Source organism: uncultured Microbacterium sp., assembly GCF_963524805.1.
Lineage (GTDB): Bacteria > Actinomycetota > Actinomycetes > Actinomycetales > Microbacteriaceae > Microbacterium.
The window spans coordinates 318,286-336,750 of sequence record NZ_CAURGG010000002.1; the positions used below are offsets into that span (position 1 = coordinate 318,286).

25 protein-coding genes are annotated in these 18,465 nt (G+C 69.0%); 14 read left to right on the forward strand and 11 right to left on the reverse strand.

From position 1 onward, the window contains the following. The first annotated feature begins 114 nt into the window (after positions 1 to 114). From RWQ91_RS05900 to RWQ91_RS05925, 6 genes are all read left to right on the forward strand, one after another. Complete coding sequence (locus RWQ91_RS05900) at positions 115 to 1,104, forward strand: ABC transporter substrate-binding protein (RefSeq protein WP_314503525.1); 990 nt, start codon at positions 115 to 117, stop codon at positions 1,102 to 1,104. A 73-nt stretch (positions 1,105 to 1,177) separates the two neighbouring features. Next, a complete protein-coding gene (locus RWQ91_RS05905; RefSeq protein WP_314503528.1) occupies positions 1,178 to 2,044 on the forward strand; it encodes an ABC transporter permease in 867 nt (288 codons plus the stop codon). Then, complete coding sequence (locus RWQ91_RS05910) at positions 2,041 to 2,865, forward strand: ABC transporter permease (RefSeq protein WP_314503530.1); 825 nt, start codon at positions 2,041 to 2,043, stop codon at positions 2,863 to 2,865. The genes RWQ91_RS05905 and RWQ91_RS05910 overlap by 4 nt, the downstream gene beginning before the upstream one ends. Continuing rightward, complete coding sequence (locus RWQ91_RS05915) at positions 2,858 to 3,673, forward strand: ABC transporter ATP-binding protein (protein WP_314503533.1); 816 nt, start codon at positions 2,858 to 2,860, stop codon at positions 3,671 to 3,673. Before RWQ91_RS05910 ends, RWQ91_RS05915 begins: the two co-directional genes overlap by 8 nt. Positions 3,674 to 3,711: 38 nt before the next feature. After that, positions 3,712 to 4,536: a PaaX family transcriptional regulator C-terminal domain-containing protein gene (locus RWQ91_RS05920; protein WP_314503535.1), complete on the forward strand. Its 825-nt coding sequence runs from the start codon at positions 3,712 to 3,714 to the stop codon at positions 4,534 to 4,536. Positions 4,537 to 4,576: 40 nt separating this feature from the next. Continuing rightward, positions 4,577 to 6,064 (forward strand): aldehyde dehydrogenase family protein, encoded by a 1,488-nt coding sequence (locus RWQ91_RS05925; protein ID WP_314503538.1) that lies wholly within the window; start codon positions 4,577 to 4,579, stop codon positions 6,062 to 6,064. A 19-nt stretch (positions 6,065 to 6,083) separates the two neighbouring features. Here RWQ91_RS05925 and RWQ91_RS05930 read toward each other — a convergent pair whose 3' ends face one another. Beyond that, positions 6,084 to 7,520 carry a DUF222 domain-containing protein gene (locus tag RWQ91_RS05930; RefSeq protein ID WP_314503541.1) on the reverse strand — a complete coding sequence of 479 codons (1,437 nt, stop codon included), beginning with the start codon at positions 7,518 to 7,520 and terminating at the stop codon, positions 6,084 to 6,086. A gap of 140 nt (positions 7,521 to 7,660) precedes the next feature. On the opposite strand from RWQ91_RS05930, the gene RWQ91_RS05935 reads away from it, so the two are divergent. From RWQ91_RS05935 to RWQ91_RS05945, 3 genes are read left to right on the forward strand one after another with little or no spacing between them, the layout of a single operon-like run. Beyond that, entirely contained in the window at positions 7,661 to 8,551 is an 891-nt protein-coding gene (locus tag RWQ91_RS05935; RefSeq protein WP_314503543.1) for an aldo/keto reductase, read from the forward strand. A gap of 38 nt (positions 8,552 to 8,589) precedes the next feature. Next, positions 8,590 to 8,976 carry a hypothetical protein gene (locus RWQ91_RS05940; protein ID WP_314503545.1) on the forward strand — a complete coding sequence of 129 codons (387 nt, stop codon included), beginning with the start codon at positions 8,590 to 8,592 and terminating at the stop codon, positions 8,974 to 8,976. Positions 8,977 to 9,010: 34 nt separating this feature from the next. Continuing rightward, positions 9,011 to 9,484, forward strand: a complete 474-nt coding sequence (locus RWQ91_RS05945) for a GNAT family N-acetyltransferase (protein ID WP_314504341.1) — start codon at positions 9,011 to 9,013, stop codon at positions 9,482 to 9,484. An 8-nt stretch (positions 9,485 to 9,492) separates the two neighbouring features. Here RWQ91_RS05945 and RWQ91_RS05950 read toward each other — a convergent pair whose 3' ends face one another. From RWQ91_RS05950 to RWQ91_RS05975, 6 genes are all read right to left on the reverse strand, one after another. Beyond that, entirely contained in the window at positions 9,493 to 9,777 is a 285-nt protein-coding gene (locus RWQ91_RS05950) for a hypothetical protein (protein ID WP_314503546.1), read from the reverse strand. A gap of 112 nt (positions 9,778 to 9,889) precedes the next feature. Then, positions 9,890 to 10,282, reverse strand: coding sequence for an ester cyclase (locus RWQ91_RS05955; protein WP_314504345.1), 393 nt, complete (start codon positions 10,280 to 10,282; stop codon positions 9,890 to 9,892). A 45-nt stretch (positions 10,283 to 10,327) separates the two neighbouring features. Then, positions 10,328 to 10,474 carry a hypothetical protein gene (locus RWQ91_RS05960; protein ID WP_314503548.1) on the reverse strand — a complete coding sequence of 49 codons (147 nt, stop codon included), beginning with the start codon at positions 10,472 to 10,474 and terminating at the stop codon, positions 10,328 to 10,330. 4 nt (positions 10,475 to 10,478) lie between these two features. Continuing rightward, on the reverse strand, positions 10,479 to 11,213 hold the full coding sequence (locus RWQ91_RS05965) for an alpha/beta hydrolase (protein ID WP_314503550.1): 735 nt from the start codon (positions 11,211 to 11,213) through the stop codon (positions 10,479 to 10,481). Positions 11,214 to 11,338: 125 nt separating this feature from the next. Then, positions 11,339 to 11,656, reverse strand: a complete 318-nt coding sequence (locus tag RWQ91_RS05970; protein WP_314503553.1) for a hypothetical protein — start codon at positions 11,654 to 11,656, stop codon at positions 11,339 to 11,341. Beyond that, the gene (locus tag RWQ91_RS05975; protein WP_314503556.1) at positions 11,656 to 12,609 is read right to left on the reverse strand and encodes a hypothetical protein; all 954 of its coding nucleotides are present in this window, start codon (positions 12,607 to 12,609) and stop codon (positions 11,656 to 11,658) included. The genes RWQ91_RS05970 and RWQ91_RS05975 overlap by 1 nt, the downstream gene beginning before the upstream one ends. Positions 12,610 to 12,819: 210 nt before the next feature. Between RWQ91_RS05975 and RWQ91_RS05980 the strand changes: the two genes are divergently transcribed. Continuing rightward, the gene (locus tag RWQ91_RS05980) at positions 12,820 to 13,137 is read left to right on the forward strand and encodes a hypothetical protein (RefSeq protein ID WP_314503559.1); all 318 of its coding nucleotides are present in this window, start codon (positions 12,820 to 12,822) and stop codon (positions 13,135 to 13,137) included. Positions 13,138 to 13,152: 15 nt separating this feature from the next. Here RWQ91_RS05980 and RWQ91_RS05985 read toward each other — a convergent pair whose 3' ends face one another. The 3 genes from RWQ91_RS05985 to RWQ91_RS05995 form a co-directional block, all read right to left on the reverse strand. Continuing rightward, complete coding sequence (locus RWQ91_RS05985; RefSeq protein ID WP_314503562.1) at positions 13,153 to 13,593, reverse strand: SRPBCC family protein; 441 nt, start codon at positions 13,591 to 13,593, stop codon at positions 13,153 to 13,155. Next, entirely contained in the window at positions 13,577 to 14,122 is a 546-nt protein-coding gene (locus RWQ91_RS05990; RefSeq protein WP_314503564.1) for a DUF1990 domain-containing protein, read from the reverse strand. The genes RWQ91_RS05985 and RWQ91_RS05990 overlap by 17 nt, the downstream gene beginning before the upstream one ends. Before the next feature lie 69 nt (positions 14,123 to 14,191). Next, positions 14,192 to 15,019 (reverse strand): alpha/beta hydrolase, encoded by an 828-nt coding sequence (locus RWQ91_RS05995; RefSeq protein WP_314503567.1) that lies wholly within the window; start codon positions 15,017 to 15,019, stop codon positions 14,192 to 14,194. Between the two features lie 23 nt (positions 15,020 to 15,042). Here RWQ91_RS05995 and RWQ91_RS06000 point away from each other — a divergent pair, with 23 nt between their 5' ends. Next, positions 15,043 to 15,630, forward strand: coding sequence for a TetR/AcrR family transcriptional regulator (locus tag RWQ91_RS06000; protein WP_314503570.1), 588 nt, complete (start codon positions 15,043 to 15,045; stop codon positions 15,628 to 15,630). Between the two features lie 8 nt (positions 15,631 to 15,638). On the opposite strand, the gene RWQ91_RS06005 is transcribed toward RWQ91_RS06000, so the two are convergent. Continuing rightward, positions 15,639 to 16,412 (reverse strand): alpha/beta hydrolase, encoded by a 774-nt coding sequence (locus RWQ91_RS06005; RefSeq protein WP_314503571.1) that lies wholly within the window; start codon positions 16,410 to 16,412, stop codon positions 15,639 to 15,641. A gap of 73 nt (positions 16,413 to 16,485) precedes the next feature. Here RWQ91_RS06005 and RWQ91_RS06010 point away from each other — a divergent pair, with 73 nt between their 5' ends. From RWQ91_RS06010 to RWQ91_RS06020, 3 genes are all read left to right on the forward strand, one after another. After that, positions 16,486 to 16,689 (forward strand): hypothetical protein, encoded by a 204-nt coding sequence (locus RWQ91_RS06010; protein WP_314503574.1) that lies wholly within the window; start codon positions 16,486 to 16,488, stop codon positions 16,687 to 16,689. Between the two features lie 113 nt (positions 16,690 to 16,802). Next, on the forward strand, positions 16,803 to 16,979 hold the full coding sequence (locus RWQ91_RS06015) for a hypothetical protein (RefSeq protein WP_314503576.1): 177 nt from the start codon (positions 16,803 to 16,805) through the stop codon (positions 16,977 to 16,979). Positions 16,980 to 17,028: 49 nt separating this feature from the next. Beyond that, positions 17,029 to 18,420 (forward strand): sigma 54-interacting transcriptional regulator, encoded by a 1,392-nt coding sequence (locus RWQ91_RS06020; RefSeq protein WP_314503578.1) that lies wholly within the window; start codon positions 17,029 to 17,031, stop codon positions 18,418 to 18,420. Positions 18,421 to 18,465 lie beyond the last annotated feature (45 nt).

Genomic DNA, 18,465 nt, shown 5'->3' on the forward strand with positions numbered 1-18,465 from the left:
GTCACATTTTTCTTGACAAGAGTGCGGTCGGAGGCGCACGATGGCACCGTCAACACGGCGTCGTGTGCGTCCGATTCGTTGGCGATCCCACCAGGAACCACGAGAGGCCCGTCAATGAAGAAGAGTCTTGCCGCACTCGGTGTGCTGGCAGCAGCAGCGCTGGCGCTGGCCGGCTGCACCGATTCCGCAGCCCCGCCGGCAGCGAGTCCCGCCGCCAGCGGCGACGCCGAGCCCACGGAGATGACGACGGTCCGCGTCGCCGCGCTCCCGATCGCCGAGACCGGCGCCCTCTGGGCCGCCATCGACGAGGGCATCTTCGCCGACCACGGCCTCGAGATCGAAGTCGTGCCTGCGCAGGGCGGTGCGAACGCCATCCCCGCTCTCCTCAGCGGAGACATCCAGTTCGCGATCGGCCAGCCGTTCGGCCCGATCCGCGCCGACCAGCAGGACCTGGGCGTCGTGATCGTCGGCAACTACGCCAACAGCAACACGGAGGGCGATGACGTGAACGCCGTGGTCGCGCTCGGCGACTCCGGCATCACCCGCCCCGCGGATCTGGCCGGCAAGAAGGTCTCGGTCAACACGATCGGCGCCGCCGGTGACCTCACGATCCGCAAAGCCGTGCAGGACGACGGCGGCGACCCCTCGACGATCGAGTTCGTCGAGGTCGTCTTCCCGGATGTGCCGGCACAGCTGGAGGCAGGCACCATGGACGCCGCGTGGGCACCTGACCCGTTCCGCGGCATCGTGCTGGGCGGGGGCGGCGTGTCGGTCGTCCAGCCGTATCAGGCGACCATTCCGGGACTCACGGTGCTCACGAACATCACCACCCAGGCGATGCTCGATGAGGATCCCGAGCTCGTCGCGGCGTATTCCGACGCGATGTCGGAGGCACTCGATTGGGCGGCGGACAACGAGGACGCCGTCCGCGCCGCGATCGCGAAGAACCTCGAGATCCCGGAGGAGGCGGCTGCCGGCATCACCCTGCCCACCTTCACGTGGGACCTCGCGGACGCCGGCATCGAAGACCTCGGAGCGCTGGCGGTGGAGTTCGCGTACATCCCGGCCGAGCCCGACTACGCCACGATGATCCAGCAGCAGTAGCGCACAGCAGGAAGGACCGGATGCCGCAACCGGCGGCATCCGGTCCTGTCATCACACCCTCGGGAGGAGAGCCATGCGCAGTGCCGTCACCACGCTCGTCCCCGAGGGGACGGCCACGACGCAGAGTTCGACGGATGCGGGACGCTTCCGTCGCGGCCGACGGACTCGATCCGTCCGCAAGATCGCGCTGGGCCTGGCCGGCATCGCCGGCTTCCTCCTGACCTGGCAGCTGCTGCCGGCACTCGGAGTCGTCGACCCGCAATACTTCCCCCCGGCCACCGTGACCCTTTCCCAGCTCGCCCAGGACGTGCGCGATCTGGAGTTCTGGCGGAACGTCGGTCGGACGCTCACGCAGTGGGGCCTCGGCCTGCTGATCGCCACCGTGCTGGCGACGGTGCTCGGCACGATCGTCGGGCTGGTGCCGTTCCTGCGGCGCGCGACGCACACGACCGTGGAGTTCCTGCGACCGATCCCGTCGGTGGCGCTCATCCCGCTCGCCGTGCTGCTGTTCGGGTATCAGATCCAGTCGGCGCTGCTGATCATCGTCTACGCGAGCTTCTGGCAGGTCTTCATCCAGGTGCTGTACGGGGTCGCCGACGTGGACGCCGTCGCGCGCGACACCGCCCGCAGCTTCGGGCTGTCGCGGGGCTCGCGCGTGGTCAACCTCGTCTTCCCGACGGCGCTGCCGTACCTGATGACGGGCCTGCGGCTGGCGGCCGCGGTGGCGCTGATCCTGGCGATCACCGCGGAGATGTTCATCGGCAACCCGGGCCTCGGGCGCGAGATCGTCTTCGCCCAGTCGGCGGGCAACTGGCCGGCGGTGTATTCGCTGGTGATCGTGACCGGGCTGCTCGGGCTGATCATCAACCTCGTCTTCCGCGCGATCGAGCGCCGGACGCTGTCATGGCATCAGTCGGTGCGCGGGGAGGATGTGCTGTGACGCTCTACACCAGCACCATCGTCACGCCCCGCCGCCCGGCGCGGGTGTGGGCCAAGATCGGCGAGAACACCCTCTACGCGATCGGCCTGCCGGTCATCCTCGTGGTCCTCTGGGGAATCTGGGCGACCGTCGCCCCCGCGAAGTTCTTCCCGTCCCCGGCTGAGCTCATCCAGGCGTTCGTGGACACCTGGATCGGACCGGCGTTCATCACCGATGTCCTGCCGAGCCTCGCTCGCCTCGCCATCGGCATCCTGATCTCGATCGTCGCCGGCATCGGCTTCGGCATGCTGATCGGCCTGAACCGGTGGCTGCGCGACCTGCTCGAGCCGATGCTGGAATTCTTCCGCGCCGTGCCGCCGCCCGTTCTGCTCCCGATCGCGGTCGTGCTGATGGGCCCGACCGATGCGATGAAGATCGTCGTGATCGTCGTCGGCTCCGTGTGGCCGATCCTGCTCAACACCATCGAGGGCGTGCGCTCCACCGATTCGATCATGACCGAGACGGCTCGCTCCTTCGCGGTGAGCCGGTCGCAGCGGCTGCGATTCCTCGTGCTGCCCGCAGCGAGCCCGCGCATCATGGCGGGGGTGCGCCAGTCGCTGTCGATCGCGCTCATCCTGATGGTCATCTCCGAGCTCGGCTATTCGTCGTCGGGGCTGGGCTTTCAGATCGTCTACTTCCAGCGCAACTACCTCATCGCCGAGATGTGGAGCGGCATCCTGCTGCTCGGGCTGATCGGAGTGCTGCTCGCGACCATCTTCGGATTCGTCGAGCGTCGCGTGCTGCGCTGGTACCACGGAATCAAGGAGGTCGAACGTGCCTGATTCGAACGAGCGCACCACGCTGCTGGACGTGCGCAACCTGAGGAAGGTCTACGAGTCCTCGACGGGCAACGTCGAGGCGATCGGAGACATCAGCTTCCGGATGGATGCCGGCGAGCTGGTGTGCATCGTCGGCCCCTCGGGATGCGGCAAGACGACGCTGCTCAAATGCATCGCCGGGCTGCTCAAGCCGACCTCGGGGTTCGTGGAGCTGGACGGCAAGACGGTGACGTCTCCGCCGGACAAGATGGCGCTGGTCTTCCAGGAGTACGGGCGCAGCCTGTATCCGTGGCTGACCGTGCGCGGGAACGTCGAGCTGCCGCTCAAGCACAAGAAGCTCTCGCGAGCGGAGCGGGATCGCCTCATCGATGACGCGCTGGTCGCGGTCGGTCTGGATCACGCGGCCAAGAGCTACCCGTGGCAGCTGTCGGGCGGGATGCAGCAGCGCGTCGCCATCGCGCGGGCCGTTGCGTACCAGCCGGAGGTGCTCATCATGGACGAGCCGTTCGCCGCGGTGGACGCGCAGACGCGCGCAGATCTGGAGGACCTCGTTCGGACGCTTCATCGCGAGCGCGGGATGTCGATCCTGTTCGTCACTCACGACATCGACGAGTCGGTGTACCTTGGCGAACGCGTCGTCGTGCTGTCGAAGTCGCCGACGTGGGTGCAGGAGGACCTGGCGATCGATTTGGCACCCGAACGCGATCAGATCACGACGCGCGCCCTGCCGAGGTTCACGGAGCTGCGCACGCACGTGTACGAGCAGATCCAGCGCGCCAAGCGCGGCGAGGCCGTGCGACCCGCAGGGTGAGCCGCCCGGAAGTGCGCGAGAGAGGGAGAGGGAGAGGGATGCGCAGCCGTCAGCCGAAGAAGCTGCTGCTGGCCTTCTTCGGCGAGCATGTGGTCGACCAGGACGTGCCTCCCCTGCGCGCGAGCGCCCTCATCGACGTGCTCGAGGGCGCGGGGGTCGCGGCACCGGCGACGCGGGCGACGCTCGATCGCTTCGTGAAGCGGGGCCTGCTCGAGAGGCAGAAGCGCGGACGGGAGATCTTCTTCTCGCTCACCGACCACGGCGGCGCCGTGCTGCGAGAGGCGACCGAGCGGGTGCGCGGCCCTCATCCGTTCGCGCCGCACGGCACCGGATGGACTCTGGTGACCTTCACCGTGCCCGAAGACCAGCGCACCCTCCGGCATCGGCTGCGCTCGGCGCTGAGCTGGGAGGGGTTCGCCCCCCTGCGCGACGGGCTGTGGCTCGCGCCGGGCGAGGTCGATCTCGCTGCGGCCCTGGAACCTCTCCGCGCCGATCTGCCGGTGGCGGCGATCACGGCCTTCCACGCTCGTGAGCTTCCCGGTTATGCGATGGCCGACAATGTGCGGGGTGCGTGGGACATCGCGCGCATCCGCGATGAGCACCTGGCTTTCATCGCGACCTGGAGCGACCCGGCCACCGTCGCCGACGCCGGCAGCCCCCTGGCGGCTCGCGCGATGCTCGTGGCCGACTGGCTGGCGCTTCTGGGAGCCGATCCTCGTCTGCCGCGGGCGTTCATGGACGACGACTGGCCCGCCGATCGCTCGTTCGCGGTCTACTGGAACGCACGAGAGATGCTGAGCGCGGCATCCGATGAGCAGTTCCGCGCCCTGGCGCAGTCGAGCGAGGAACGTCAGCTGTCCTGAGAGATGACCCGCCCTTCCGATTCGACGAGAGAGAAGACCCATGAGTACCGCGACCGACACCGAGCAGACCCTCATCGACCCCGCGGTGTTCGCGGGCAAGATCTTCATCGACGGCGAATGGGTCGTCGGCGGCGGCGGCGAGATCGCCTCGATCGAGCCGGCGACCGGTGAGACGCTCGCCATGGTCGGCATGGCGGATGCCGCCGATGTCGCGCGGGCCGCCGAAGGTGCGGCATCCGCGCAGAAGGAGTGGGCTGCGCTGCCGCACCCCGCGCGCGCGGCCGTGCTCCGCCGGGCCGGGCAGCTGTGGGAGCAGTACGCCGACGAGATCGGCGGCTGGAACATCCGCGAGGTCGGGGCGATCCCGCCCCTCGCCGGCTTCGCGCTGCACGTCACTGCGGCCGAGTGCTACGAGGCGTCGGCTCTGCCGTCCGCCCCGCTCGGGTCGATCCTCTCCAGTGAGGAGCCGCGCCTCTCGCTCGCCCAGCAGGTGCCGGTCGGCGTGGTCGGGGTCATCTCGCCGTTCAACGTGCCGCTGATCCTCGGCATCCGAGCCGTCGCTCCCGCCCTCGCCCTCGGCAATGCCGTGCTGCTCAAGCCCGACCCCCGCACCGTCATCACCGGGGGAGTCTCGATGGTGCGCATCTTCGAAGAGGCGGGGCTGCCGGCAGGCCTGCTGCAACTTGTGCCCGGCGGTGCCGAGGTGGGTGAGGCCATGGTCGCGGACCCCCGCGTCCGCGTGATCGCGTTCACCGGGTCGACCCGTGCCGGCCGCGTCGTCGGCGAGCTCGCCGGCCGTCACCTCAAGAGGGCGCACCTCGAGCTGGGCGGCAACTCGGCGTACGTGATCCGCGCTGATGCGGATGTCGACAAGGCCGTGAACCTCGCCACCTGGGGTGCGTTCCTGCACCAGGGTCAGATCTGCATGACGGTCGGTCGTCACATCGTGCACGAGTCGCTGTTCGACGAGTACGTGACGAAGCTGGCGGCCAAGGCGGATTCCATGCACGTCGGCGATCCGGCGGCGGGTCCGGCACATCTGGGGCCGCTCATCGATGAGGTGCAGCGCGACCGAGTGCACACTCTTGTTCAGGATGCCGTCGCCCAGGGCGCCGAACTGCGTGCCGGGGGCTCGTACGACGGGTTGTTCTATCGCCCGACGGTGCTCGCGAACACCCCGAGGGATGCTGCCGCGTACTGCGACGAGGTCTTCGGGCCTGTCGCATCTGTCGTGTCGTTCACGACCGACGATGAAGCGGTCGAGCTGGCCGCGGGCACGGACTACGGACTGTCGCTCGGCATCGTCACGGCCGATGTGTTCGCCGGGCTCGAGATGGCCCGGCGGATCCCGACGGGCATCGTCCACATCAACGACCAGACGGTCAACGACGAGGCAAACGCTCCGTTCGGCGGCACCGGATCGTCGGGGACCGGTTCGCGGCACGGCGGGGTTCAGGCGAACATCGACGCGTTCACCGAGACCCGCTGGATCACGATGAGGCGCGAGCCCGCACAGTACCCGCTGTGAGCAAAGCGCCTTCCAGCCGCTAGAAGGGAATGTCGTCGGGCGAGTCGTCGTCGGGTTCGCGAGCGCCGTCCGGCGGATCGCCCCGCTGCGCAGCATCGTCGACCGGCCGGAAATGCACTCCGAGCGGAGGCGGCTGGTCGATGTACGTCCGGCCCAGCGGCGACCTCCACTCGAGAACACCGTCGCCCAGCTGTCGCACCCGCCAGGCGGTGAATTGCTTCATCGAATGATGCCGCTGACACAGGTGGGCCAGATTGCGGGTGTCGGTCTTGCCGCCGAGCGCATGATCGATGGTGTGGTCGACCTCGCAGCGGATCGCCGGAAGCCGGCAGCCGGGGAATCGGCAGTGCTGATCACGCGCCCGCAGATACCGGTCGATCGCAGCGGTGCGCTGATAAGTGTCGACGTGAAGCACCGCACCGGTCACGGGATTCGTAAGGATCCGCTCCCACGGGCTGCGCGTCAGACACGCCAGTTCGCGCGCTGTCTCCGCGTCGATCGGTGAGCGGCCGACGAGGTCAGCGGGCTCGTCCGCGGCGCCGAGCAGGGTCAGGGCAGGCACGACGATCTGAACTCTCGCGCGGATGGCACCGAGAGTGCCCGCTGCGTCATCGGTCCGAGTCGGATCCGCGTCCGGGGCGGCGGTGAGGAGCATGTCCGCGACGATGTCGGCCCGGAGCTGGTCCATCGTGCGCGTGTCTGAGGCGATGGCCTGCCACGGGGCCGGTTCTTGCGGCGCCGTGGCCGCGGCATCCGTCTCGGCTCCGTTCTTCGCCGCGCGCAGGTCAGCCGCCGCTTGCGAGCGGGCATCGACGATGGCGCGCGCCTGCTGGGTGAGGCGGTCGTAGATCGCATCGATGAGCAGCGTCGGACCCGTGGTGGTCAGCGCGGACATGCCGTCAGCGAGGGTCAACACCTCGACGCGGCGGTGATCGCGGGCCTCACGATGGCGCTCGGTGAGGGTGCGGGGATGCAGGCGCTCGGCGAGCAGCGCGAGTTCGCCGCGCACCCGTCCGGGGGTGTCGACAGCGCACTTGGCCAGGGCCTCCGCCTCGAACGCCGGCCGCTGGTCGGGCGGCAGGATCGCACCCGTCTCGACGATCGCGCGAACATGTCCGCGCGTGATCGTGGCCTCCTCCCACGCCTGCAGCGTGGCCGGGTAGTCCTCGACCAGTTCGGTCGCCTCGCCGATCTGACGCTGCACGGAGCGATCGGTCGTCTTCATGATCCCGGCCACTTCGGCGGAGATGGCACGAAGAGCCATATCGTGCTCCCGCACGCGCGCCAGGGCATGCGTCGACTGCTTGCGGGCGAGGTCGCCGGCACGAGCGAGCGCCCGAATCTGCGCCGCCTGCGCCGCGGCGAGCAGCTGTTGCGACTTCTCGACGTCGGCAACGATCTCGGCGAGCGCGGCTGTGTCCGCGTCGCTGAAACCCACGATGCCTTTCGAATGCATGTTCTAATGATGCCAGGGGCCTCCGACATCGCGGAGGGTGCGTGAGCACTTTCATCGCGCTTGTCCAGCCCTGTCCGCGGACCGCCCCCACTGGCAGTCTGGAACGACGCCACGAAGAGAAGCACGATGAGGAGAACAGGATGCAGCACCGCACGCTGGCAGGCCGACAGGTGTCCGCGATCGGTCTGGGCGCAATGCCCATGTCGATGAACAGCGACAACCGCTTCCCCTCGCACGACGAGGCGATCGCCACCGTTCAGGCCGCTCTCGATGCCGGAGTGACGCTCATCGACACCGCCGACATCTACGCGCCGGCGTGGAACGAGATGGGTCACAACGAGCGCATCGTCGCCGAAGCGCTGCGGTCGTGGGGCGGAGACACGTCCCAGATCTTCGTCACCACCAAGGGCGGGATCACCCGAAGCGAGGGGGAGGCGTGGGGCCGTGACGGCTCGGCGATGTACCTCCGCCTGGCCGTTGAGCGGTCGCTCGAGAATCTCGGCGTCGAGACGATCGAGCTGTACCAGTACCACCGCCCCGACCGCTGGCTCGTCTACGGCGAGGTCATGGCGACTCTCGCGACGCTGCAGCAGGAGGGACTCATCCGCGCCGTGGGCATCTCGAACGCCAGCCTCGAAGAGATCGAGATCGCTCAGCAGGTTCTCGGCGATGGCAACCTCGCGAGCGTGCAGAACGAATTCTCCCCGCGGCACACGGGCAGCATCGACGAGTTGCGCTATTGCGGTGCGCACGGCATCGCCTTCCTCCCGTGGAGCCCGCTCGGCGGCACCGGCGGAGGAGGCCGTGAGGTCGGAAGCCGCTTCGGCGCGTTCAGCGAGGTCGGCGAGGCCCACGGGGTCAGCCCCCAGCAGGTCGTGCTGGCGTGGGAGCTCGCGCTGGACCCGCAGGTCATTCCGATTCCCGGTGCCCGTCGTCCGGCATCCATCGTCGACTCCGCGAAAGCCGCCGATCTCGAGCTGAGCGACGACGAGGTCGACACGCTTTCGCGGTCGGTGGGCATCACCGACTGAGCACGACGGGTGGGGGTGGTGCGGCGTACGCTCTCGCTGTGGCCACTCTCGACGACCTGCGCCGTGTTGCGGCCGGTCTGCCGGGCAGCGAAGAGCGCTCGACGACCGGGGGTGCCGCATGGTTCGTGCGCCACAAGCTCTATGCGTGGGAGTGCCATCCCTGGCCGAGCGTTCCGCCCGAGATGCGGGCCATCATGGCGGGTGAGCTCGTCGTCGGGGTCAAGGTCGGCGATCGCCTGGATGCGCTCGCGCTGCGCGAGATGGAGCCTGACACCTTCCTGGGACCCACGACCCCCTGGAGCGAGCCGAAGGTCGCTTTCCGCATGGCCGGCATCGCACAGGATCACCTCGCGGAACTGATCACCGAGGCGTGGAGGGTGCAGGCGCCGAAGTATCTGCGCCGCGAGTTCGACGGCGGCGTGTGAGATCATGCTCCACGACCTCACGACAGAGCGTCTGATGCTTCGTCCGCGCCGTGCAGAGGAAGCAGCGGTGTACCGCCGCCTGTGGGGTGAGCGAGACCCCCGTGTGCCCGCGCATCGACGGATCGACGCCGCCGGCCGGCCGACCACGGCGGAGATCGCAGCACGCATCAGGGTCGAGCCTGAGGGCCTCTTCGCTGTCGAGCGCCGAGATACCGGCGAGGTCATCGGCTATTGCGGCCTGATCCTCCCCTCCGCGGGCTCGACCGACGCACCCGAACTGGCGTTCGAACTGCTGCGCACGTCGCACGGCCAGGGCTTCGCCACCGAAGCCGCAAAGGCGGTGCTGGCATGGGCGACCGAGATGGGATTCCAGCAACTGCAGGCGTCTGTCTGGGACTGGAACGTCGCCTCGAGGCGCGTGCTCGAGAAACTGGGATTCGAAGAGGTCGGCCCCCGCGGATCCGCGTCGGAGCACGGGACCAGCCTCCTCACTGTCCGGCCGCTCTGAACTGCGTCTCAGGCCTCCGGCGCGCCCGGAGTCGGCTCCGTCGGCGACGGGAACGTGGGCTCGCCCGGCGACGGGAACGTGGGCTCGTCCGGCGTGGGGATCGTGGGCTCATCGGGACTCGGACTCAGCGGTTCGTCCGGAGCGGGGACCGACGGACCCGACCCCGTGCCCGGGTCGTGCGGGGCGCGCTCGGGGACAGTCGGACCGGGAGGGTTCTCGTCGGGCACCGGAATCGCATCCGGCCCGAGGGGCGATCCGCCGGGTCCACCAGGAGTGGGATCGAGGGTGCTCATGAAGTGCTCCTTCCGTGCGGCCGGGGTCTTTCCCGACCTGTCCCAGCCTCACCCAGCGGCGCCGCCAGGGGAACCGGGTTGACCCTCCTCGATCGCCGGGGTACGGCCCCGACTATGCCGTGAGCTGCGACAGCAGTTCGACATTGTCCGCGGTGCCCGAGAACTCCACGATCCGCCCCTTGGCCACCCGGTACATCGCGAACTCCGCGACGTTCGCGTGTCGGCGGGTGGGGGCGATGCCCCGGAAGACGCCGAGATGAGTCCCGCCCGCCCGCAGATGCACCGCCAGACGGTCGTCCTCGACGATGATCTGGATTCGGCGCCATCGCCAGTCGGGAAACGCGTGGAACAGGTCCGCCATGTCCCCGATCCAGGCCTCGGATCCCGCGGGCAAGTGCGCACGCCGCACTGCCGGATCGATGAAGGAACGGATCGCCGCCAGGTCGTGCCGGTTGCAGGCCTCGAGGTACTCGGCGTACCACTCGCGCGTCTCCCAGGGCTCCATCACCTCATTATCCGACGGCGCTTGGCGTGGAATCCTGCGCGACGGTCACCGTCCGAGAGCGGCGTACGGGGCCACCGCCACGATGCCTTCCGCGGCCGCCATGAGCTCGGGGTCCTCGGTCACGAGGGCATCGGCCTGCAGGGAGGCGACAGCCAGGTACTCCGCGGGGCCGAGCTCATCCCCCGCCGACACAGGCTCAGGCGATCGAGTCGACCGCGGCCTGGATGGCTGCGAGCGTCGCCTCCGGCTGCGAGACCATCGACACGTGCGACGCCCGGACCTCGCTGATCGTTGCCCCGGCGTTTTCGGCCATGCGGCGCTGGAGGTCCGGCGGAATCACCAGATCCTCGGTTCCGACGACCGCCCAGCTCGGGATCGTCTTCCACGCGGGCACACCCGAGGGCGTCACGTTCGCCACGAAAGAGGCGGGCCGCTGGCCGGCGACGATCAGCAGGCGGTCGGTCTCGGACAGATCCTGAGCGAACGCGTTGTGCACCGTCTCCGGCTTGAGGAACGCCTCCGCTGCTCCTTCCGGCGCGCCCGGGTAGCCCGCCACGTCCAGCACGGTGGTCGGGTCGGCGACCGCCAGCGCCGATGTCGAGCCATCGAGCAGGCTCACCACCGTGTCGCCTTCGTCGGGGATGAACGCATCGATGTAGACCAGGGCGCGGACATCCCCGCCCTGCGTGGCGGCGTTGGTGATCACCGCACCGCCGTAGGAGTGGCCGACGAGCACCACCGGACCGGACGTGCTCTGCGCGAGGAAGGAGCCGATGTAGGCGGCATCCGACGTCAGCCCGCGCAGTTCATTCGGCGGCGCGAGCACCTGATAGCCCTGCGACTGCAGCGGGGAGATGATCGCATTCCAGCTGGATGCGTCGGCCCACGCGCCATGCACGAGGACGATGGTCGGCTTTCTGTTCTCTGGCATTCGACGTCCATTCTGTCGGGCCGCCCGGCGGGCGGCTGTCTCCGATGTGTGGTCGCGTCCTGCTGCCAGACGCTGTCGCAAACATAGGGCTCGCATCGGCCCGAGGGCTATGGCTCAAGCGGAATTCACGGGTTGCCGAGCGCCCAGAGCAGATAGAGCGCCACGGCCTGCAGGGCGATGCTGCCGCCCAGCGACCACCGTCGGGCGCGGGCGGATGCCGAGAGCCTGCTGTCGGCGAGCAGCGGAGTCAGCGGCAGCACGAGGCGCGCGAGGCTCTGCGTCGGCAGGAAGACGGCGAACAGGTACAGCGTGTAGCTGAGGGCGAAACCCACGACCTCGATTCCCAGCCTGCGCACCTGCGCTGAGAGGATCCAGCGGAAGACGGCGCCCGCCAGAATCACGAAGAACGCCACTCCGAGCGGGCCCAGCCAGGTCCATCCCATCACCAGGCAGGGCGCGAGTGGCAGAAAGCTGCCCTCACCGAGGAACGGCACCCACCACGCCATCTGCTGCGCACGTACGTGCCTGACTGCCCGGTCACCGCGTCCGCGATCACCGGCCACATGACCCCGCAGATCGCCGTCGCGCCCCCTGACACGACCAGGCCGATGGCCTCGGACCGCGTCAGCGGGTCGCGATCGCGCAGCATCCATCGAAGCAGGAGCAGGATGCCGAGCCCCAAGGCCAACGCGACGGCTCCCGGTCTGGTGAAGGCGGCGATGACGCCGAGGGGGGCGATGCTCAGGTATCGGCGTCGCACGGCCAGCAGCAGCGCAGAGAAGAGCAGCACCAGGAAGAGCGACTCCGCGTAGCCCAGGACGAAGACGAACGACAGCGGACCGAAGGAGAAGAGCACCACGGCCCACCTCGCCGCGCGGGCGTCGGTGACGCTGCGAAGAAGTGCGAAGAGCGCGAGCGTCGCGGCAGCCGAGGCGGCCACGCTGATCAGAACGCCGATGACCTGCCACGGCAGGCCGGTCAGGGCGCTGACGGTCCTCTCCAGCAGGGGGAAGACCGGAAGGAAAGCCCAGTTGTTGCGCTCGACCGCTCCTGACGCATCCGTCGGTAGCGACACCGGGTAGCCGGTCGTGGCGATGGCGCCGTAGCGTTCGGCATCCCACCCCGAGAGGAAGTCCAGAAAGGTGTGCGCTCGCGCGCCATCGGGTCCGAACGTCCATCCGGCGATTCTCGATGAGAAGTAGGCGACCCAGAGCAGTGTCACGTTGAGCGCGCGCCCGGCCGCCCACACGGCCAGAACGGGCCAGGCCCAGCCGCGCTCCAGTGGCTCGATGCCGGATCGCCGGCGCAGCAGATCCACGGAGGCCGTGCGCAGCCGTACCCTCCAGCGCGTCGGCGTCGGGGATGCCTGATCGAGGTCTTCGGCGAGGCCCGTCACCGGCCGTCCTCCGCGCTCACGCTCGTGAATCGGTCGATGTCATGCTCCTCCGCCCGGCTATCGGTCGCGGACAGCCTGTGTTCCGGGGCGAAGGGCCACAAAGGGGTTGACGCGGGCGGCGTCAGCGGGCAGAGCCTTCCCGGCCGACGAACGTCGCCGTCTGGCGGAAAAGAGGTGGTCGGCAGCGCCGGCGGGGTGCAGGCTGGAGCGATGGCACAGGAGCGAGCGGTGATTCGAATGTGGACGGGCATCGTGCGGACGCAGGACCGCGACGCGTATGTCGACTACGTGCAAGCGACCGGGATGGCGCAATATCGCACGACGCCGGGGAACCTGGATGCGTGGCTGCTGACCAGGGATCTGGGCGACGGCCGCACCGAGATCGCCACGGTCTCGCGATGGGAGTCGCTGGACGCGATCACCGGGTTCGCCGGGGCCGACCGCGATCGAGCCGTCTTCTATCCCGAGGACGACCGATACCTGCTCGAGCGTGACGAGCAGGTGCGCCACTACGACCAGCGAACCTGAGCCGCGTCGGCCGCGTCACTCAGCCGGGGCCTCCAGCACGGCCTTGGCCCGCGCAAGGCCCGTGGCAAGGGTGGAGCGCACGCCTCCGGCGATCATCGGTTCGACGAAGCGCAGCATCCCGGGAGGATCCCCCTCGATCGTCGCGGTGGCGATGCAGCTGTCTCCTGAGGGAGAGAACTCGAAGGTCAGTGACGTCGGCAGCATTCCCGCCGTGCTCACGATCGACATGCGGGTCGGCGTCTCGAAGGCCGTGACCCGCCAGTCGAAATCCACTTCCCGGCCCATCGCCAGCATGCGGGTGTGGATCGTGCTACCCACGCCGACCGGTCCCTCCGAGGTCACCTCCTCGGAGATGACCGTCGCGTCCCATTGCGGGCGATTGCGACCGTCAGTCAGGAATTCGAACACGTCGTAGGGCGACCGGTCGATCGATACGGTCTCAGTGACGGTGAACATCGTGCTCCACCGTCCCTCCGTGCGCCCGTATGCGCAGCGCGCGCAGATAGCGGCGTCGCGCCACCTGCTGTGCGATCAGCAGTGCGGGATATGCCGCGCGCCAGCGCGGGCTGTCGGAGGGGCGGGTCAGTGACCGGATGGTGAGGGTCACGAGCTCGTCCTGATCACGATGCACGATGAATGCCTCTTCACCGGAGACCGGATGACCCGGAAGCGTCCGATAGGCGAAGCCGACGCGGTGCGGCGTCCGGACTACGTCGACCACCTCGACCGGCTCGCGGATCGAAAGGCCGAACGCGTGGGCGAGGATCACCGGCCTGCTGCCTTCGGTCACGGCGTCAGCGGAGGGGACGAGGAATCCGCTGCGGGTCTTGACCCCCCAGCCCAGCACTTCCTCGCTCGCCCAGTCCCACACGGCCGCTCCGGTCCCGAGAACAGTCGACTTCTCCCATCGGCGGAATCCCCGGCTCACGTCGTTCCACACGCCGTCAGCCGGGTGCGTCAAAGTCGGCCACTGATCGCTCGCCATCCTCCGATCCTGCCACCGGCGATGCGGCTCGGGCCTGTTGCGCGGCCGCAATCTGCTTCGGCAAGCGGGTCATGCGACGCCGGTCCAGAAGTCCACCAGGGCGGCTGCCACCGCGGCGGGCTGCTCGAGGGGCACGAGCGTGCGGGCTTTCGAAATGGTGATCGCGGAAGCGCCGGGTGCGCTCGCCGCTGCGCGGCGGGCGTCTTCGGGACTCCAGTCGCCGCGGTCGTCGGACGAGATGAACAGGCTCGGAACGCGGATGCGCTCCAGCAGGTCGGTGACATCGGTGCGATCGATGATGAACGATCTCAGGGCATGGCTCATGCTCGACCGGGACGGCCGGCCGAGACTGTCGACCACCACGCGCAGGATCTCAGGATCCGCCGCGGACTGTTCGGTGAGCATCGCGGAAACGATCGCGCTGCGGACGGGCCCGATCGGACCCGCCACACGGAGCAGCGGGTGAAGGACCGCGATCTGGCGCCGGACATCCGGTGCGATGGGCTGCGTCGGTGCACTGATGGCCACGAAGCTTCGGATCAGTGACGGGTCCGTTGCCAACTGGTAGCCGACGTGCCCTCCGAATGCGTTTCCCACCCAGTCCACCGGCTCGGTGACCCCCAGCGCAGCGATCGCGTCCCTGCCGGCATCCGACGCCTCCGCGATCGTGGTCGTCCCGGCGAGGGGATCACTGAGCCCCAGTCCCGGCGGGTCGACCAGCAGGAATTCGCGATCGGGCGCCTCCGCCAGGAGCAGGGGCAGCATCCGGTCCCAGGTGTGACTGTCCACGAACATCGAGGACCAGAGGATCGTCGGCCGTCCCGTGCCGATCCGACGGATGGACAGTGATCCGAGCCGCGTCTCGACGCGCTCAGTGTGTTCTACGTGAGTGTGCATGGGTTCATGTTAGTCTCATTAACATGAATGAGCGCAAGTACCGGATGTCGGCACGCGCGGGCTCGGCCGAGCAGACCGGTGAGCGGATCGTGGACGCCATGCTCGCGGCTCTGCGGACCACGCCGTACGAGCGGGTGCGGCTCGAGGACATCGCATCGGCCGCCGGCGTCACCGTCCAGACGGTGATCCGGCGGTTCGGCAGCAAGCCCGCACTGATGACGACCACGGTGGAGCGCGAGTTGGCTCGAATCGCCCACCGGCGGGAGGGTGCGCTGAGTGCCGCACCGCAGGAGACGATCCGAGCTCTCGTCGAACACTACGAGGAGTACGGGGTGCTGATCCTGAAGACGTACTCGGAGGCGCCACTCGTGCCCGGTCTCGGAGAGATCGCCGCACGCGGCCGGGCGTATCACGTCGACTGGTGCCGTCGCGCCTTCGCCGGGCATCTTGCGGAGCGAGGCGACAGCGCGGACACGTCACGGCGACTCGCTCAGATCGTCGCCATCTGCGATGCGACCACGTGGCGGATACTGCGCTTCGACGGTGGCCTCGGTCAGTCAGAAACGGAACAGGCGATCAACGAGCTCTTGGCGCCCGTGCTTCACGCGTGACGCGCTCGTCACACGCGCTCCTGGATCACCCGCGCCGTCGCGTCGGGGTCGGGGCGGTGCATGACCGATTCCGGCACGATGACCAACTCGGCGGCATCCATCTCGCTCGCCAGCCGGTCGGCCGCGGTGATGAGCATCGGGAAGGTTTGCTCGCCGCGCAGGATGGTGACCGGTTGCGACACCGCCAGCATCTCGGGCGTGGGCGTCGAGACCTGTGCCGTCAGCTTCGCGTCGTAGACGGTCGACTGTGCGAGCGGCAGAAGGTTCGCGAACACGTCGCTTCGGCGGATCGACTCCACCATCTCTGGAGGCAGTTCCACCCCCTCGAGCTGGAAGGTGACCACCGCGTCGTCATTCCTGCCGGCATCGACGAGCTGCTGCAGGCGCTCGGCCAGCAGAGGGTCGGGGTCGTCGAGGCCGAATCGGAACGGCGGCTCGGAGAGGAACAGCCCTCCGATCGCGGCCCCTCGAGACGCTGCGAGGAGTGCGAGCACGGCGCCGGACGAGTGGCCCAGGACGATCGCGCCGCCGCCGACGGCCTCGACCACCGCGGCGAGATCGTCGGCTTCGTCTTCCGGAGCGGAGTCGCGCTTATCGCCGCTCGAGCCGCGGCCGCGGCGGTCCACCGTCACGGCGGAGAACCCCCGATCGACGAGCGCCCGCGCGAGTGCGTCCCCGTCCGATGAGACCGAGAACGCGCCCCCCACGATCACGACCGGCGGCCCTTCGCCGACCTGATCGAAGGCGATGCTCGTTCCGTCTGCCGATGTCGTCGTTCGCATGGGGCCACGAAACCACGACCCGCCGACACCGGCAAGGGGCCGATCCCATTGCTCGGCGGACTATCGTGAGCCCGTGAAGAAGATCTGGCCGTTCCTCGTCTCCGGCGTGATCCTGAGCGTCGTCGGGCTGATCTGGACGCTGCAGGGCGTCGGCATCCTGGGCGGCTCGGTGATGAGCGGAGAGTCGCTCTGGGCGATCATCGGGCCCATCGTCCTGCTCGTGGGCGTCGGGCTGATCATCGTCGGGATGTCCCGGCGCCGCGATCGGACGCGATAGGCGCTGTCGCAAGGCAGCGACAGACCAGGACGACCGCGAAATCACGACACAGCTCCTAATGCGGAGCGTAGGCTCGGCGACACGGGCAGAGCCGGGACGAGCCGAGGAGCGACATGAGCGAAAGCAATTCCCTCTGGGCTCGGATCGTCGCGGTGTTCCGTCCCCGGCGGGAGACCTACGAGACCCGCCGGCCGCGCGGCGGCGAGCTGGGTCCCGAGCCGCCCCGACAGTACAACCACGCGACCGATCAGCGCCGATTCGGCGGATCGGGCGCCGCCGGCGGCTCGTGAATCCCGGCATCCGGCCCCTGTGTGCCACCGCCGGACTTACCCTCTCGTCATGAGAACATCGCCCCCCGCGATCGCCACGACCGGTCAGCTGCGCGCATCGGGCCACACCTACCGACCGCTTCGAGTCGAACTGCGGGAGAACCTGCTCACAGCTCTCGCGTCAGGCAGCGACCCGTGGCCCGGCATCCACGGGTTCGACACGACAGTGATTCCCCAGCTCGAACGCGCCCTGCTCGCCGGCCACGACATCGTGCTGCTCGGCGAGCGGGGGCAGGGGAAGACTCGGCTGTTGCGCAGCCTCGGGGGTCTGCTCGACGAGTGGTCGCCGGTCATCGCCGGCTCGGAGCTGGGCGAGCACCCGTTCCATCCGGTCATCCCCGCCTCCGTGCGCCGCGCCTCCGACCTGGGCGACGACCTGCCCGTCGCGTGGCGCCACCGCTCCGAGCGGTACGTCGAGAAGCTGGCCACGCCCGACACCTCCGTCGCCGACCTCATCGGCGACGTCGATCCGATGAAGGTGGCTGAGGGTCGCTCGCTCGGCGACCCCGAGACGATCCACTACGGCCTCGTTCCGCGGGCACACCGCGGCATCGTCGCGATCAACGAGCTGCCGGATCTCGCCGAGCGCATCCAGGTGTCGCTGCTGAATGTCATGGAGGAGCGCGACATCCAGATCCGCGGCTACCTGCTGCGCCTCGACCTCGACGTCCTCGTGGTCGCGACGGCCAATCCGGAGGACTACACGAACCGCGGGCGCATCATCACGCCCCTGCAGGACCGCTTCGGCGCCGAGATCCGCACGCACTATCCGCAGACGATCGAAGAGGAGGTCGCGGTCATCCGCCAGGAGGCCGACCTCGTCGCCGAAGTCCCCGCGCACCTGCTCGAGATCCTCGCGCGGTTCACGCGCAACCTGCGGGAATCGGATGCCGTCGACCAGCGTGCCGGCGTCTCTGCGCGGTTCGCGATCGCCGGGGCGGAGACGATCGCGGCGGCGGCACTGCACCGTGCGACGCGTCAGCACGAGGACGCCGGCGTCGCCCGGCCCGTCGACCTGGAGACGGCGGTCGACGTGCTGGGCGGCAAGATCGAGTTCGAAACCGGCGAGGAGGGCCGTGAGCGTGCCATCCTCGAGCACCTCCTGCGCACCGCGGTGGCCGAGACGGCCCGCGCTCACCTGCGCGGCATCGACGCGACCGGTCTGGTCGACGCCCTGCACGACGGCGCGACCGTGATGACCGGCGAGCAGGTTCCGGCGGCGGAGGTGGTGGCGGCGATGCCGGTGCTCGGCGAGTCGGATCTCTACGATCAGGTGGCCGATCGCCTCGGCGCGCAGACCATCGGCCAGCGCGCCGGCGCTCTCGAACTGCTGCTGGAGGCGCTTTACCTCGAGCGCCGCGTCAGCAAGGACAGCGCCGCCGGAGAGACCGTGTATGGTTGAGCGCGATCGATCACCGCAGCCGAGGGCCCGCTGATGGTCCGAGGC